The organism is Kitasatospora sp. MMS16-BH015 (genome assembly GCF_002943525.1).
Classification (GTDB): Bacteria; Actinomycetota; Actinomycetes; order Streptomycetales; family Streptomycetaceae; genus Kitasatospora.
Map to the genome: position 1 here is coordinate 8,935,820 of NZ_CP025394.1, position 14,564 is coordinate 8,950,383.

Genomic DNA, 14,564 nt, shown 5'->3' on the forward strand with positions numbered 1-14,564 from the left:
GGCCCCGGGCGCGGTAGGGTCCGGCGCGGAGTGGGGCGGCGACCGGACCGTGGTCGCGGGTGCCCCGGTTGTCGGCAGTCGTGGAGGGTGTCGTGCGGAGCTGGGCTCGGGTGGGCTGTGCGGTGTTGGTGGTGCTGGCGGCGGTGTCCTGCTCGCCGTCGGCCAAGGGAGGGAAGTCGGCCGACAAGGCCGCCGCCTCGACCGCGGCGCCGAGCGGCGGAGGTGCGGGCATCGGCGGGGCGGCCATCCCGATCGGCGCGGGCCCGCAGGCCACGTACTCGGTGCAGAAGCAGCCGGCGGCCGGCACCTGCCACTACCACTACACCCCGGCCGGTCAGCCCCTGCCGGATCCTTCCTGCACCCCGGGCGCGCTGAGCCCGGCCGTGACGCAGGCGACGCTCGCCCAGACCATCTGCAAGCAGGGCGGCTACACCTCGACCATCCGCCCGCCGGTGAGCATCACCGGCAAGGAGAAGATCGAGAACGCCAAGTCCTACGCCTACACCGGCCCGATGGGTGACGCCGAGTACGACCACCTGATCAGCCTGCAGCTCGGCGGCGACCCGGACGACGCGCGCAACCTCTGGGTCCAGCCGCCGTCCCCGGGCCACGTCCCGGGCAAGGGCCCCAACAACCCGAAGGACTCCGTGGAGACCCACCTCCACACGGCCATCTGCAAGGGCCAGGTCCAGCTGGCCGCCGCCCAGCAGGCGATCGCCACCGACTGGACCACGGCCGAGGTCAAGCTCGGCATCAAGGCGGCCGGCTCCTCGGACGCCGCCGCCGCGGCCGACCCGGACGACAACTGACCGTCGGCTGAACCGAACGGCGCTCCCGAAGCGGAAACGTTCCGCCGGGGGCGCCTTCGCATGCCCGGCGCCCGGCAGTCGACCTGCCCCGGCGGGAGGTGCGGACTACTCGGCCGTCCCGGCCGCTTCGGCGGCTGCCGCCGTCGCGCTCCCTGCCTCGGCCTCGGCGACCAGGCGCAGCAGGTCGCGCAGCGCCGCGCGCTGCGGGGCAGTGAGCGGGGCCAGCGGGTCGGTGGCGAACGGCGTGCGGCCGCGCAGGTCGGCCGCGACGGCGAGGCCCGCCTCGGTGGCGGCCACCAGCTTGACCCGGCGGTCGGCCGGGTCGGGCCGGCGCTCGACCAGCCCGCGCCCGGCCAGCCGGTCCACGATCGCGGTGACGTTGGACGGCTCGGCGTGCAGGTACTCGGCGATCCGGCGCATCGGCACGGGCCGCTGCGCCGCGATGAGCGCCTTCGCCTGGAGCGCGGTGAGCTCGTGGACGGCGGCGGCGGCCTCGGACTCGCGCGCGTAGCGGCGGCTGATCGCCGCGAAGAGCCCGGCGACCTCCGAGGTCAGGGGATCCGGTGGCATGGTCACGGGCTCCAGTCTACCGATGTGCTTGACAGAGTGAAATATCCGGGAGCATAGTTATGAATGAAAGTAGTGATGATCCATAACAAATTCCGATGACCCCAGGGAGCCCGCCATGACCTCCACCTCCACCGCCTCCGCACCCGCCTTCGCCGCCGGCACCCGCACGGTGCTGATCACCGGCACCTCCTCCGGCATCGGCCTGGCGGCCGCGGTGGCCGCGGCCGGAGCCGGCTGGCGGGTGATCGCGACGATGCGCGACACCTCCCGCGCCGAGGCGCTGCTCACGGCGGCCGCCGCAGCCGGCGTCGAGCTGGAGGTCCGCACGCTGGACGTGACCGACCCGGCCTCGGTCGCGGCCTGCCTGGCCGGTCTGGACCGGCTCGACGCGGTGGTCAACAACGCCGGGTCCGGTCACGTCGGCACCCTGGAGCAGGAGGAGGTGGCCGAGGTCCGCGCGGTGATGGAGGTCAACTTCTTCGGCGTGCTGCACGTGACCAAGGCGGCGCTGCCGCTGCTGCGCGAGGCCGGCGGCCGGGTGGTGACGGTCACCAGCGTCGGGGGAGTGGTGGGCCAGCCGTTCAACGAGGCGTACTGCGCGGCGAAGTTCGCGGCCGAGGGCTTCATGGAGTCGCTGGCGCCGGTGGCGGCCTCGGTGGGCGTCGGGGTGTGCGTGGTGGAGCCGGGCGCGGTGGCGAGCGAGTTCGTGGCCAACGTCGGCGTGGCCGAGGACGCCGTCGCCCAGGCCGGCCCGTACGGCAAGGCGCTGGAGGCCTACCTGGCCCGCACCCGCAGCGCCTTCGCCGGCGCCCAGACCCCGGCGGAGGTCGGCGCGCAGATCGCCGAGCTGCTGAGCATGCCCGAGCTGCCCTTCCGGGTCCAGACCTCCGAGGTGGCCCGGGCGTTCACCGCCCTCAAGCTCGCCGACCAGGACGGTTCGGCGGTCCAGGCCCTCACCGGCAGCTGGGTCGCCTGACCGCTGGCCCGGGTGGCTCAGGGGGTACGGATGCGCTGGTCAGCGCCGTGGGTTGAGAGACTGACGGGATGTCGTCCTCCCTCGCGCGCCTCTTCCGCCCCCTCCGTACCTCCTGGGGTCCGCCGGTGGCGGTGTGGCTGCTGACGCGGTCGGTGCTGGTGGCGGGGGCCCTGAAGGTGGGGCCGTTCGCGACCTCGGACCCGCTCGACTACTCCGTCTCGCACGTCTACCACCACTGGTTCGACCAGCTGAGCCAGGGCCGGTTCCCGGTCGGCGACGTCAGCTGGCAGTACCCGCCGGGCGCGGCGGGCGTCATCCTCGCGCCCGCCCTGGTGCCCCTCGCCGGCTACGACCGCGCCTTCGTGCTGCTCTGCGCGCTCTGCGACGCCGCCGTGATGGCGGCCCTGGTGCGGGCCGGACGCCGAGCCCCGGCGGACGGCAGCGCCGGCCCGGCCGGGCCCGCCGCGGCCTGGCTGTGGACGGCGGCCCTGCCCCTGCTCTGGACGGTGCCCTGGACCCGGCTCGACATCGTGGTGGCCGCCCTCGCGGTGGCCGCCCTGCTCGCCGCCGGGAGCCGGAGCCGGTCCGGCCCCCTCCGCCTCGCCGACACCGCCTTCGGCGCGCTGGTCGGCCTCGGTGCGCTGGTGAAGGTCTGGCCGGTGCTGCTCCTGACCGGCACCCCCTCCGGGCCCCGCACCCGCCGCTCCTGGACGGCCGCCGCCGTCAGCGCCGCCGTGCTCGGCCTGGCGGCGCGGCTCCGCTGGCCGGGGGCGTTCGACTTCCTGACGGCGCAGCGCGAACGCGGCATCCAGTTCGAGTCACTCGGCGCGCTGCCCTTCCACCTGGCCCGTCATCTGGGGTGGTCGGGGAGGCTGGCGGTGCACTACGGCTCCACCGAGTTCCTCGGCCCCTACGTCGCGGCGGCGGCGATCGCCAGCGAGGTGGCCACGCTGCTGGCGCTCGGCTGGCTGGTCCGGTGGCGGCTGCGCGCGGACCGCACCCTGGGCTGGGTGCTGCCCGACGCCGCGCTGACGGCCGTCCTGCTCTTCACCGTCACCAGCCGGGTGCTGAGCCCGCAGTACCTGATCTGGCTGGTCGCCCTGGCGGCGGTCTGCCTGCTGCACCCGCACACCTCGCAGCGCCCGGTCGCGCTGCTCGTCCTGGCCGCCTGCCCGGTGACCATGCTGGTCTTCCCCTTCCTGGGCCGCGCCCTGGTCGACGGCTCACCCACCGCCGCCCTCGCCCTGACCGCCCGTGACCTGCTGCTGCTGGCCGCCGCCCTGCTCTCGGCCCGCCGCCTGTACCGCGCGAGCGTGCCGCGCCCCGCCGCCGAGCCCCCAGCGGCCGCCTGACTCCTGGTCAGGCCGCCCGGGCCGCCAGCAGCGCGGTCAGTTCGGCGAAGGCCGCCCCGACGGCATGCGGGGCCTCCACCCAGGGGAAGTGGCCGGCTCCGGCAACGGTGCGCCGCAGGACGTACGGGTGGTCGAAGCCGGGCTCGTCCGCCCAGAGCGCCTGGTCCACGATCCGGTCCGCCGCACCGCCGAGGATCAGGGTCGGCAGCCCCAGGCCGGCCGGTGTCCAGGCGGCCCGGTAGGTCTCGTCGAACTCGGCGTCGGCCCAGGCCACGGCGGCCTGGCAGTACGGGAGGTCCGCCAGCAGTGCCCGGCCGGCGGCCAGGGCGGGCGGGGTGAAGCTCCACGGCGCGGCGGCCAGGGTGAGCGCGCGCAGGGTCTCGTCGTCGGGCCGGCGCGCGTACGCGTCGGCGGCCGCGGCCAGCCCGGGCAGCGGGTGGGCCGCGGCGAAACGGGCGAAGGCCGAACGCCAGTCGGCGTGCGGAGCGCTGCCGACCAGCGCCAGCCCGGCCACCCGCCCGGCCAGGGCGGCGGTGGCGAGCAGGAACATCCCGCCGGTGGAGTGCCCGACCACCACCGGCTCCGCCACGGCCTCGGCCGCCTCGACCAGTACCCCGGGCCACCGCTCGTACGGCCGCTCCGGCACCTGCGGCCGACCCCGGTTCGACCCGTCCCCGGGCAGGTCCACCAGCCACACCCTGCCCGGCACCGAGGCCGCCCGCGCCAGCCCCGCCACGGACTCCGACCCCAACCCGGGCCCACCGGGAACGAACAGCCAGTCCCACCTGCCCGCGCTCCGGCCGACACACCGCAGCCGCACCCCCGAGGCGGTCCACCGCTCCGTCCCGTCCCGTCCCACCAGTCCTTCGCCCACCAGTCCTTCGCCCACCAGTCCTTCGCCCACCAGTCCTTCGCCCACCCGTCCTTCGCTCACCGGCTCACCGGCTCGCCGCTCCCGCTCCGGGTCCGACCCTACTCGCGCTCTTCGCCCGCCCCCGGCACCGGAACGCCTCCCCCGGCATCGAACGCCGCCGTCGGGTGGACCTGACCTGCCGCCTCGGTGTGGCGGCCGCCGCGTCGGGCCGGCCGGGTGATGATCGCCGGGGGAGGGGCGTAGGAGCGAGCCGTGGGAGGTACGGGGTGTGCTGGAGCGCCGAGGCCGATCTGGTGGCGGGGACGGTGGTCGCGGGGCTCGGGGTGTGGTGCCTGGCGGGGGTACAGCGGGCCCGGGACGTGCCGCTGGCGGCCCTGCCGCTGCTCCTGGGCGTGCACCAGCTGATCGAGGCGCTGGTCTGGTGGGGCGTCGACCGCCCGGCCGGGGCGGGGTGGGCGGTCACGGCGTGGGCGGTGATCGCGCTGCCGGTGCTGCCGCTGCTGGTCTCGGCGGGCGTCTGGTGCAGCGCGGGCCCGCCGGCCCGCACCGGGCCCGCCGCCGAGCGCCTCGCGGCTGCTCCGCGCACCCGGTCCGCCGACCGTGACCGCGACCGTGACCGTGACCGCGACTGGGACCGCGACTGGGACCGCGACCGGCTCGGTCGGCGGATCCGGGCCGGCCGGCGAGTCCGGCTCGGGCGGCGGGTCCGGGCCGGGCTGGCGCTCCTGGGCGCCGCCGTCTGCGTCCTGCTGGCGATCGCACTGGCGACCCGCCCGGTCACCGTCGAGCCGCACGGCCACACCCTGCGCTACGGCGTCGGCCTCCCGTACGCGGCCGCAGCCCTGGCGGCGGGCTACCTGCTGACCACGGTCGGAGCACTGCTCTGCGCCGCCGACTGGGTGCTCCGCCTGCTGGGCGCCCTGGTCGGCCTGGGCGCGGCACTCTGCCTCACCCTCTACCGGCTGGCGTTCGTCTCCACCTGGTGCGCACTCAGCGCCCTCGCGGCACTGATCCTCCTCCGCTGGGTCCGCCGCCCCCTCCCCTGACCAGCCAGCCGCCATCCCCGCCTCTCCGCGTGCCCGGGACGGCACCGTGCCCCGCCAGCGGCCCAGATGCTAGAAATCCTCCGTGGACCCTCACCCCGAGCCCCCGACCCGGCGCGTCTTCATAGCGCTCGCCCCGCCCGACGAGGCGAAGGACGAACTGGCCCGGGCCCTGCAACCCGCCTACACCGCCTACCCCCACCTGCGGTGGAACCGCATCGAGGACTGGCACATCACCCTCGCCTTCCTCGGCGAACTCCCCACCGCCGCCGTCCCCCCGCTGCGCGCCGCCCTGGCCGACCAGGCCCCGACCCGCCCCGCCCTCCGGCTGCGCCTGCTCGGCGGCGGCCACTTCGACCAGCGCCTGCTGTGGAGCGGCATCAACGGCGACCTCGACGGCCTCCACCTCCTCGCCACCGCCGTCCGCGACCTGGTCCGCTCCTGCGGCATCGACTTCCGCGAACGCCCGCTGCGCCCCCACCTGACCCTGGCCCGCGCCCGCCGCGACGACACCACCAGCGTCCCCGAAGCCGCCGCCGACCTCGGCCCTTTCACCGGCCGGCTCTGGTGGGCCGACCGCCTCCACCTGGTCGGCAGCAACGTGGGCCGCGGCCCGGGACCGATCCACTACCGCGACATCGAATCCTGGCCGCTGACCGTCCCGCAGCCGTCCGACGGCGACACCGCCGCCCCCGGCTGACCACGACGCCCGCACCGGGCCGGCTGACGCGAGGGTGGTTGTCGGTAGGTCTGCCGTCGTGTCTCAGGTGAGTGAACGTGTGGAGCGGGTCGACGAGCACGACCGGGTCATCGGTGGGGTGGACAGGGGCGAGGCGATCAGCCGAGCTGGCTTCACCGGCTAGCGACGATCGTGTGCCGCGACCCCGATGGGTGGATGCTCGTCCCCGGTTCGTGTTCAAGTTCCTGTGCGAGGGCGTGATCAGCCCGTATTGGTTGGGGCTGCACGAGGTCGTCATCGCCGAGGAGGTCCGGCCCGACCCGTCGGGGGTCGCCTGGCATGCCTGGCTGACGGACGCCGAACTGGCGGATCTGGCTCGCAGCCAGACATTCGTCCCTGACGCTCGTGAGGCTCTTCTCCGATACCGGGCCCCATGACCCGTCTCGGGGCCGAGCCGTCCGGTCGAGTGGTCACCGGCACGGCCCCACGCCCAGGTGGCGGTACGCCCTGACCGTCCGGCCGAGGACGGGTCCGCTCCCGTTCCCCGCCCCCGCCCCCGCCCCCGGAGATCGGTACGCTGGCCGACATCGACCCCCTCGAAGAACGGACTGCTGCCGTGGATCTCGCTTTCGCCGGGCAGGTCGTGGAGTGGCGTGGTCCGGCGCCGTACTTCTTCGTGCCGGTGCCGGCGGCCCAGTGCGCCGACATCGCGCTGGTGGCCCGGGCGGCCAGCTACGGCTGGGGCGTGATCCCGGTGGAGGCCCGGATCGGTGACATCACGTTCACGACCTCGCTCTTCCCGAAGGACGGCGGCTACCTGCTGCCGCTCAAGAACGCCGTCCGCAGGCCGCAGGGCCTGCTGGCGGGCGATCAGGTGAGCGTCGAACTGACCGTCAGCCTCCAGCAGCCCCGGTAGCCCCGGCGGATTCTCGGGACCGGCTGTCACCGGCCTTGGACAGGGGCGGGTACGGAGCCGACGAGGTCGAGACGGAGTTCCGGGCGCAGATCGATGCCGTTGTGGATGCCGGCGTCACGCCGAGCCAGCGTGACTTCCGGCCCGGCGCGGCGCCCGGGCGCGGCGGGCTGCCGCCGGGTGCGGCCTGGCGGTCGGGCACACCCCTCTATGCTGACGCCGAGTCGGTCCGGCCGTCGGGAGGCCTCTCCCGCGCACCGGTAGGCGACGGGCGCACCGGCGAGGACCCGTCTGGTGGTTCCGGCGCGAGGGGCGAGGGCGAGAGGGGAGTGTCGTGGAGGCACTGGAGTCCGGGGATCCGCAGTGGATCGGTGAGTACCGGCTTCTGCGCAGGCTCGGTGCGGGCGGGATGGGCCGGGTCTATCTGGGCCGGACCGTCGGCGGCCGCACGGTGGCTGTGAAGACGGTGCATGCCCAGTACGCGGCGGACCCCGAATTCCGGGTGCGCTTCCGGCAGGAGGTGGCGGCGGCGCGGCAGGTGGGTGTGCGCTGGACCGCCCCGGTGCTGGACGCCGACACCGAGGGCGAACAGCCCTGGGTGGCCACCGGTTACGTGGCCGGGCCCTCACTGGCTGCTGCTCTGCGGGACTTCGGGCCCTTGCCGGCCAGCGCCGTACGGTCGCTCGGCATCGGCCTCGCCGAGGCGCTCGCGGTGCTGCACGGCCGCGGCCTCGTCCACCGGGACGTCAAACCGTCGAACGTTCTGCTGGCCCTGGACGGCCCCCGGCTGATCGACTTCGGCATCGCCCGGGCGTTGGACGCGACTGCCCTCACGCAGTCCGGCTTCGTGGTCGGCTCGCCCGGCTACCTCTCCCCGGAACAGGCCGCGGGCCGCCGCGCCGACCCGGCCGCCGATGTGTTCTCGCTCGGCGCGGTGCTCGCTTGCGCCGCCACCGGCCGCGCACCGTTCGGCGCGGCGCAGAGCACGCCCGTCCTGCTGTACCGGGTCGTCCACGAGCAGCCCGACCTCGACGGCCTCGACGGACTGGACCGGCAGTTGTGCGACACCATAGCCGCGTGCCTGGCCAAGGATCCGGCCGAGCGGCCGACCCCGCAGCGGCTGCGCGAACTCCTGACCGCGGGGGAGCCGGCGGCGGCGACGCGGCTGGACGAGCACGACTGGCTGCCGCCCGTGATCGCCGGCTCGCTGGCCCGGTTGGCGGTCGAACTGCTCGACCTCGACGCCGAGGCAGCGGCCCGGCCAGGCACCGTCCCGCCGTCGCCGTCCCTGTCGTACGTCCCGACGGTGACGGCCGCCCCGGCCCAGGGGTACGGTCCTGCGTCGCAGAGCCGGACGCCACCGGCTGCCGCCACCGCCGCTGCGGGCCGTCCCGGACCAGCGCGGAGCACGGTGGTGCTGGCCGTCGCCCTCGCGGCGGTGGTCGCCGGTACCGCCGTCTACCTGGGCACCCGCCCGGACGGCTCCTCCAACGGCGCACCGCGGACCTCCCCGACCGTCGCGGGCCTCAGCTCCACGCTCGGCCCCGCTCCCTCAGCACCTGTCACGGCCGCCGCGGATTCGGTACCGGCCGCCTTCCTGGGCACCTGGCAGGGCCGACTCGGCAGTCCGCAGCTGATCGGCACGGCGGACTTCAGCATCACCATCAGCCAGGGCCGCAAGGGTGAGGCGGTCGCCGCCATCCGCAACAACACCGGCCCCGGTACCGCCTACTGCGACGCCACCGCCGATCTGATCTCGGTCGCCACCGACCGCCTGGTCCTCAAGACCCGCCCGATGAGCATCCTCAGCGGCTGCGTGGCCAACCCCCATGACCAGGTCTACACCCGCAACATCGACGGCAGCCTCCACCTGGCCGTCGACACCTTCAGCGGCGACCTCGCCAAGAGCTGACGCCGGCCGCTGTCGGCGGCCGGCGGGCTGGCCGGTCACCTGCACCATTCTCACCACCGAGGTGGTGGACGCCGTCGGACGGGGCGACGACCGCATGCCGGTCACGCTCCATCCGGACCAGGTGGACACCTGGCCCGACTCCGACCTCGCGGACCCCGCAGAGCTGCGCGGCCTGCTGCATACCCGGATTCCGTGCGCTTCCCATTGGGGAAAGGCCCGACGCTCGAAAGAATCTTGGATTGGTCGCTAAACGCAAGTGCCCGTCCCCGCCACCAACTGGTAGCCGCCAAGGTGTCCCGACCGGGATCCGCCGATGGCGGGACGGACTGGAAGGTACACCGCCATGATGGACCCCGTGACCCTGATGCTGCTCGGCACCGCGCCCGCAGTGCTGAAGGTCGCCGACATCCTCGCCCAGAGCCTGCTGCTGCGCGCCCGCGCCGAGCTGACCCGGGCCCAGGCCGCCGCGCGGGTCCAGGACGACAAGCCCGCTGGCGGCGCTCAGTGACCGAGCAGAACTGCTGTACCGAGTGCGGCGCCACGGCCACGATGGCGTTCGAGACGGCCTACGGGCTCTATTACCGGCCGCTGGTCCTGTCGGTCCGTCGGCGGGCTGCGGCCTGGCAGTTGTCCGAGCAGGACGTCGACGTCGAGGCGCTGGTCCAGGACACCTTCGAGCAGGCCTTGCGTGTGTGGGGCGGCATCGAGGTGCCCCGCGCCTGGCTCTACACCGTGGCCCGGCGGCGCCTCTACCGCTGCATCCCGGCAGCCGCCCTGCGAGCCGACGGCGATCCGGCGGACCGCGCCGGGCAGGGGATCGTCGGCTGGACCACCATCGCTGCCTCCGTCAGCACCGAGGACCTCGTCGCCGCACGGGAAATCACCGAGCTCATCCAGCTGATGCCCCAGAAGCGCCGTCAAGAAGTCGCGTACCTGCGCTACCTCGAGGAGTGGAGCTTCAACGAGATCGCCGAGCAGCTCGGGTGCTGCCCGGCCACGGCCCGTGTCCATGCTCTCAATGCGCGGTCCCACATCGTCGTCACCGTCAACGGGAACGACGCCAACGTGGTCGTCGGCAGCGTCTTCGACGGCCGCCGATGGAGCTGCATTCGCAGCATCTGGCGGCGGCCGGCCGGCGGTTCTGTTCGTGCTCGGGTCGCTGCCTTGGCGAGCCGGACATGGGACGCCTGGTGCGGCCGGTGGCGCGGCTCCCGGCAGGGGCGCCACCGGGCGCGCTGAAAGTCAATGGAGCAGGGCCTCATAGCCACTCCGGCGAAGGCGTCTACCGTGGCCCACTCCGCACCGCTCACCGGCCGGGACACGACGCCTGAATGGGCTGAGTGGGCGGGGCGATGGCCTCGCCACCCGGACGGATCGCATCGAGGGTCTGATGCCGTGCACGAGGTCGTTGGCGAAGGCGCGGCGCTGAGCGGTGGTCCAGGGTCGGCCCCGCTGCGATAGGCGTTGGCGAGCGGGACGACGTGGTCGATGTCGAGCTGGGAGGCGCTGGTGGCGGCCTTGCCGTCGTAGGGGAGGTCCAGGTCGGGAAGTCTGGGCTGGACTAGGTGTACTCGGCCGACACGTTGGTGACAGGGCCGATCGGTAGTTGATCAAACAGGAACCTCCGGGCGTAGTGGAGTTTGCCGTCTTCACTCACCTCGGAGGTCCTGGTGCCCCACGCTAATGCCGTATCCGGCAACGTTCGCCCCGTCGATGTGTCGTCTGGTTGCTGCGTCGGGCGGCACCGGGCGGTCAGAATGATCACGTGGCTGAACGCGTGCAGGTTCGTGAGATCGATGACGACGAGGGCAGACGGCTGCTACGGATCGTCCGCCGGGGCACCGGGTCGGTGGTGACCTGGCGCCGGGCCCAGATGGTGCTGCTGTCCGCCCAGCGCATGCCCGTGGCGAAGATCGCGGAGGTGACGTTCACCAGCGCTGACCGGGTCCGCGACGTGATCCACAACTTCAACGCCGACGGCTTCGACTCGCTCTACCCGAAGTACCGGGGCGGACGGCCGAGGACGTTCACGCTGCCCGAGCGGCGCGAGATCAAGAAGACCGCCAAGTCGAAGCCGGCCGAGCACGGCCTGCCCTTCTCGACTTGGAGCCTGGCCAAGCTGGCCGACTTCCTGGTCGCAGAGGGGGTGGTCGACGACATCAGCCACGAGGGCCTTCGGGTCCTGCTCCGCGAGGAGGGCGTCTCGTTTCAACGCGTGAAGACCTGGAAGACCTCCCGCGATCCCGACTACGCGGCCAAGAAGGCTCGGGTCGAGCACCTCTACGCTATCGCCGACGGCGAGGTCGTACCCGAGGATGGCGAGCCCGAAGTCGTGTTCTGCCTGGACGAGTTCGGGCCGCTCAACCTCCAGCCCCATCCCGGGAAGCAGTGGGCCGAGCGCGGAGGCCGGCACAAGGATCCTGACCGCGAGCCGCGGCCGAGGCGGCGGGCGACCTACACCCGCCCGCACGGGGTCCGGCATCTGTTCGCCGCCTACGACCTCGCCAAGGATCAGCTCTACGGGCACGTCAAGAAGACGAAGAATCGGTCGAGGTTCCTGGAGTTCTGTCGCTACCTGCGCTCGCTGCACCCGGCGGACGTGCGGATCGCGATCGTCTGCGACAACTACTCGCCGCACCTGACGACGAAGCGGTGCCAGCGGGTCGGGACGTGGGCGGCGGCGAACAACGTGGAGATCGCCTATACCCCGACCAACAGCTCCTGGCTCAACCGGATCGAGGCCCAGTTCACCGCCCTGCGCTACTTCGCCCTCGACGGCACCGACCACCCCAGCCACAAAGCCCAGGGCAGCATGATCCGCCGCTACATCATCTGGCGGAACAAGCACGCCCAGGACGAGCGCCTACGCAAAGTCGTCACCAGGGCGAACGTTGCCTGATGCGGCACTAATGCCCGGCTGACCTTTCACGGCAGATGCCTGCTCGTACGCCGTGTCGTCCTCGACAGCCGACCGGTCGCGCACGTCGCGAAGGAACTGGGCGTTTCCCGGCAGTGCGCCCACCGATGGGTCAACCGGTACCGGGAGGAGGGCTGGGCCGGCCTGCACGACCGCTCCAGCCGCCCCCATCGGTGCCCTCGCCGCACACCCGCACCTGTCGAGCGGCAGGTTCTGACCGCCCGCCAGGAGCGGCGGTGCGGTCCGGACGGGCTGGCCGAGTACACGGGCGTCCCGGCCCGCACCGTCAGCCGCATCCTGCGACGCCACCACATGCCGCCTCTGTCCGCCTGCGACCCGCTGACCGGACAGGCCATCCGCGCCTCCCGCTCCAGCGCCGCGCGTTACGAACACGCCCGGGCCGGGCGACATGATCCACATCGACGTGAAGAAGCTCGGGAGGATCCCCGACGGCGGCGGCCACCGCGCCCACGGACGAGGTGAGCGCCCGGGCGTCCTGCGCGGCCTGGGCTACGACTACGTCCACGCCGCTGTCGACGACCACAGTCGCCTGGCCTACGCCGAGATCCTCACCGACGAGAAGGGCATCACCTGCGCGGGCTTCCTCACCCGCGCGGCCGCGTTCTTCCGCTCCCACGGCATCACCCGTATCGAACGGGTCATGACCGACAACGCCAAGAACTACCGCATCTCGCATGACTTCCAAGCGGCCTGCCAGACTCTGGGCGCCCGCCAGAAGTTCACCCGCCAGCACTGCCCGTGGACCAACGGCAAGGTCGAACGCTTCAACCGCACCCTGCAGACCGAGTGGGCCTACCGCCAGGTGTTCACCAGCAACGACCAGCGAGCGGCCGCATTCGCGCCATGGCTCGACTTCTACAACACTGGCCGCCGACACACCGCGCTCGGCGGCCGTCCCCCGATCACCCGCCTGACACCAACCTCATGACCGGGTACACCTAGGCCCATGTACTACCTCGACGGTGTCCACCACGTCCGGGCATGCGCCCTTGCATCGTGGGGCGCCTGGTACTGCGGAGTCTGGGTCTAGGAGTTGCCTGAAGCGGTTCTGGCCCTTGTGGGGTCAGAACCGCTGGCGAGCCTGCCACCTGGCCTAGATCTCCGGCCGGCTTGTTCGACCTGGCCGAGCTTGACCGTGAACTCGTCAGGAACTGTGGATCAAACCGCCGCCTGAGCGCGGCGGAGACGGTGGCGCTCATCCGAGCGGCCATCCCGACGCCGCCGGGGTGAGGTCCTCTGCCTCCAGGTCGGGGCGGCTGCGCAGGACGCGGGGGCGGGGGCGGTGGCGCCAGCGCCCGAATTCACCGAGCCGCTGCGCTGGAAGGGCCAGCCGGTCCCGGCCATCGACCGGCCCCCTGATCAGGCACTCCGCGCAGAGCGAGGAGGCCGCCACCCCTCGCTGGTGGCGGCCTCCTCGGGCTTTCTCAGAGTGCCATCGGCCTACCCGGCCCGGACCGCACGACCGGACCCAGTTGGCTTCGTTCATGTGAAGTGACAGCGATCGGGCAGCGGTTTCGGAAGCAGTTGGTGATCTTGAGCGCTGCGGATGTTCACCAGAAATCACGTCACCTGACCGCGCCGACTGCAGAGGCGCCGGTCCTTCGCGAAGTGCGGAGCGGCTTCCCCCGTGAGGGGGAGCCGCTCCGCACTCAGGGCGGATGTGCCGCTCCAGTGCTCTCCTCGATCATCGATCCAGCAAGGTGCGCCACGGGAGCGGGCTGACGGAGAAACCGTCCGCGTCGCTCGGGCGTCCGGACGAGGAGGACCTGCGATGACCGCTCGCTCATTTCTGGCGCGGCTGCACGGCCGGACAGTGGCGGGAGTGCCGCCTTGGGCGGTGCGGGTCGCCTACGCGATCTCGCTGGCCGTGCTGCCCGCCGGGCTCTGGCGGATCCTGAGCGTCGACTTCCGGGTTCCGCTGATGGATGCCCCGACCGACGGGCGCCCGCCGCCGGACTGGTTCGGCGGCGAATGGTGGTACGTCATCGGGCTGAGCGTGGTCAGTGAGGCATTGGCGTTCCTGGCGGTCGGTCTCGTGTGCACGTGGGGCGAGGTGTGGCCCCGGTGGATCCCGTGGTTGCGCGGCCGCCGGGTGCCGATCGTCGCCGCGGTTATCCCGGCTGGCCTCGGCGCCACGTTGAACACGCTCCTCTGGCCGTATTCGATGATCATGATCAGCATGGGTCGCAGGGTCGACGGCGGCCTCAACCCCGGGGCGAACACGCATGGCTGGCAGGACGTCATCTTCTACGGTGCGTACTGGCCGCTGGCTGCCTGGGGGCCGCTGCTCGGCATCCTGACCGTGCACTACTACCGCCGTCGCAAGGCCGCTGAGTCGGTCGGCGTGTGCGAAGCAGGGGTGACATCGCCGGCAATGATGGTCAGCCCAGTAGAGCAGGGCATCAGGTAGTGGGGCCGGACGCTCAGCACGGTAGCCAGCACTCCCGATGCTGTCCCGGCAAGCTGAACGCGCGTGTACCCGTCGCCCGGCCGTCGGC

Annotated in this window: 14 protein-coding genes and 2 pseudogenes; 14 read left to right on the forward strand and 2 right to left on the reverse strand. The window is 72.9% G+C overall.

What is annotated here, in order from left to right; translation table 11 throughout:
* Positions 1-92: 92 nt before the first annotated feature.
* Complete coding sequence (locus tag CFP65_RS38450) at positions 93-809, forward strand: hypothetical protein (RefSeq protein WP_104820508.1); 717 nt, start codon at positions 93-95, stop codon at positions 807-809.
* A 105-nt stretch (positions 810-914) separates the two neighbouring features.
* Here CFP65_RS38450 and CFP65_RS38455 read toward each other — a convergent pair whose 3' ends face one another.
* Entirely contained in the window at positions 915-1,379 is a 465-nt protein-coding gene (locus CFP65_RS38455; RefSeq protein ID WP_104820509.1) for a MarR family winged helix-turn-helix transcriptional regulator, read from the reverse strand.
* A gap of 115 nt (positions 1,380-1,494) precedes the next feature.
* Between CFP65_RS38455 and CFP65_RS38460 the strand changes: the two genes are divergently transcribed.
* Together CFP65_RS38460 and CFP65_RS38465 are read left to right on the forward strand one after the other, a co-directional pair.
* A complete protein-coding gene (locus CFP65_RS38460; protein WP_104820510.1) occupies positions 1,495-2,355 on the forward strand; it encodes an SDR family NAD(P)-dependent oxidoreductase in 861 nt (286 codons plus the stop codon).
* Between the two features lie 68 nt (positions 2,356-2,423).
* On the forward strand, positions 2,424-3,707 hold the full coding sequence (locus tag CFP65_RS38465) for a glycosyltransferase 87 family protein (protein WP_104820511.1): 1,284 nt from the start codon (positions 2,424-2,426) through the stop codon (positions 3,705-3,707).
* 7 nt (positions 3,708-3,714) lie between these two features.
* On the opposite strand, the gene CFP65_RS38470 is transcribed toward CFP65_RS38465, so the two are convergent.
* Positions 3,715-4,641, reverse strand: a complete 927-nt coding sequence (locus CFP65_RS38470; RefSeq protein WP_371682509.1) for an alpha/beta fold hydrolase — start codon at positions 4,639-4,641, stop codon at positions 3,715-3,717.
* A gap of 206 nt (positions 4,642-4,847) precedes the next feature.
* Here CFP65_RS38470 and CFP65_RS38475 point away from each other — a divergent pair, with 206 nt between their 5' ends.
* The 11 genes and pseudogenes from CFP65_RS38475 (at position 4,848) to CFP65_RS38525 (ending at position 14,476) form a co-directional block, all read left to right on the forward strand.
* Positions 4,848-5,627, forward strand: coding sequence for a DUF6629 family protein (locus CFP65_RS38475; protein ID WP_104820512.1), 780 nt, complete (start codon positions 4,848-4,850; stop codon positions 5,625-5,627).
* Between the two features lie 82 nt (positions 5,628-5,709).
* Positions 5,710-6,324: an RNA 2',3'-cyclic phosphodiesterase gene (thpR, locus tag CFP65_RS38480; protein ID WP_104820513.1), complete on the forward strand. Its 615-nt coding sequence runs from the start codon at positions 5,710-5,712 to the stop codon at positions 6,322-6,324.
* 67 nt (positions 6,325-6,391) lie between these two features.
* A pseudogene (locus tag CFP65_RS38485) lies at positions 6,392-6,740 on the forward strand (NTP pyrophosphohydrolase).
* A gap of 179 nt (positions 6,741-6,919) precedes the next feature.
* Entirely contained in the window at positions 6,920-7,219 is a 300-nt protein-coding gene (locus tag CFP65_RS38490; protein ID WP_104820514.1) for a DUF1905 domain-containing protein, read from the forward strand.
* Between the two features lie 331 nt (positions 7,220-7,550).
* Positions 7,551-9,128, forward strand: coding sequence for a serine/threonine-protein kinase (locus tag CFP65_RS38495; RefSeq protein ID WP_104820515.1), 1,578 nt, complete (start codon positions 7,551-7,553; stop codon positions 9,126-9,128).
* Positions 9,046-9,378 carry an SOS response-associated peptidase family protein gene (locus tag CFP65_RS39570; protein ID WP_158702590.1) on the forward strand — a complete coding sequence of 111 codons (333 nt, stop codon included), beginning with the start codon at positions 9,046-9,048 and terminating at the stop codon, positions 9,376-9,378. Before CFP65_RS38495 ends, CFP65_RS39570 begins: the two co-directional genes overlap by 83 nt.
* A gap of 93 nt (positions 9,379-9,471) precedes the next feature.
* Positions 9,472-9,636, forward strand: coding sequence for a hypothetical protein (locus CFP65_RS39575; protein ID WP_158702591.1), 165 nt, complete (start codon positions 9,472-9,474; stop codon positions 9,634-9,636).
* Positions 9,633-10,367 (forward strand): RNA polymerase sigma factor, encoded by a 735-nt coding sequence (locus CFP65_RS38500; protein WP_254552791.1) that lies wholly within the window; start codon positions 9,633-9,635, stop codon positions 10,365-10,367. The genes CFP65_RS39575 and CFP65_RS38500 overlap by 4 nt, the downstream gene beginning before the upstream one ends.
* A 526-nt stretch (positions 10,368-10,893) precedes the next feature.
* On the forward strand, positions 10,894-12,027 hold the full coding sequence (locus tag CFP65_RS38510) for an IS630 family transposase (RefSeq protein WP_104814759.1): 1,134 nt from the start codon (positions 10,894-10,896) through the stop codon (positions 12,025-12,027).
* 18 nt (positions 12,028-12,045) lie between these two features.
* Positions 12,046-12,994, forward strand: a pseudogene (locus CFP65_RS38515) (IS481 family transposase).
* Between the two features lie 843 nt (positions 12,995-13,837).
* Positions 13,838-14,476 (forward strand): hypothetical protein, encoded by a 639-nt coding sequence (locus CFP65_RS38525; RefSeq protein WP_174805610.1) that lies wholly within the window; start codon positions 13,838-13,840, stop codon positions 14,474-14,476.
* Positions 14,477-14,564: the final 88 nt, after the last annotated feature.

Excerpts from the sequence above, each read along its gene's own strand:
- CFP65_RS38455 (WP_104820509.1), bottom strand. The coding sequence starts at position 1,379 with ATGCCACCGGATCCCCTGACCTCGGAGGTCGCCGGGCTCTTCGCGGCG.
- CFP65_RS38460 (WP_104820510.1), top strand. The coding sequence starts at position 1,495 with ATGACCTCCACCTCCACCGCCTCCGCACCCGCCTTCGCCGCCGGCACC.
- CFP65_RS38465 (WP_104820511.1), top strand. The coding sequence starts at position 2,424 with ATGTCGTCCTCCCTCGCGCGCCTCTTCCGCCCCCTCCGTACCTCCTGG.
- CFP65_RS39570 (WP_158702590.1), top strand. The coding sequence starts at position 9,046 with ATGACCAGGTCTACACCCGCAACATCGACGGCAGCCTCCACCTGGCCG.
- CFP65_RS39575 (WP_158702591.1), top strand. The coding sequence starts at position 9,472 with ATGATGGACCCCGTGACCCTGATGCTGCTCGGCACCGCGCCCGCAGTG.
- CFP65_RS38525 (WP_174805610.1), top strand. The coding sequence starts at position 13,838 with ATGACCGCTCGCTCATTTCTGGCGCGGCTGCACGGCCGGACAGTGGCG.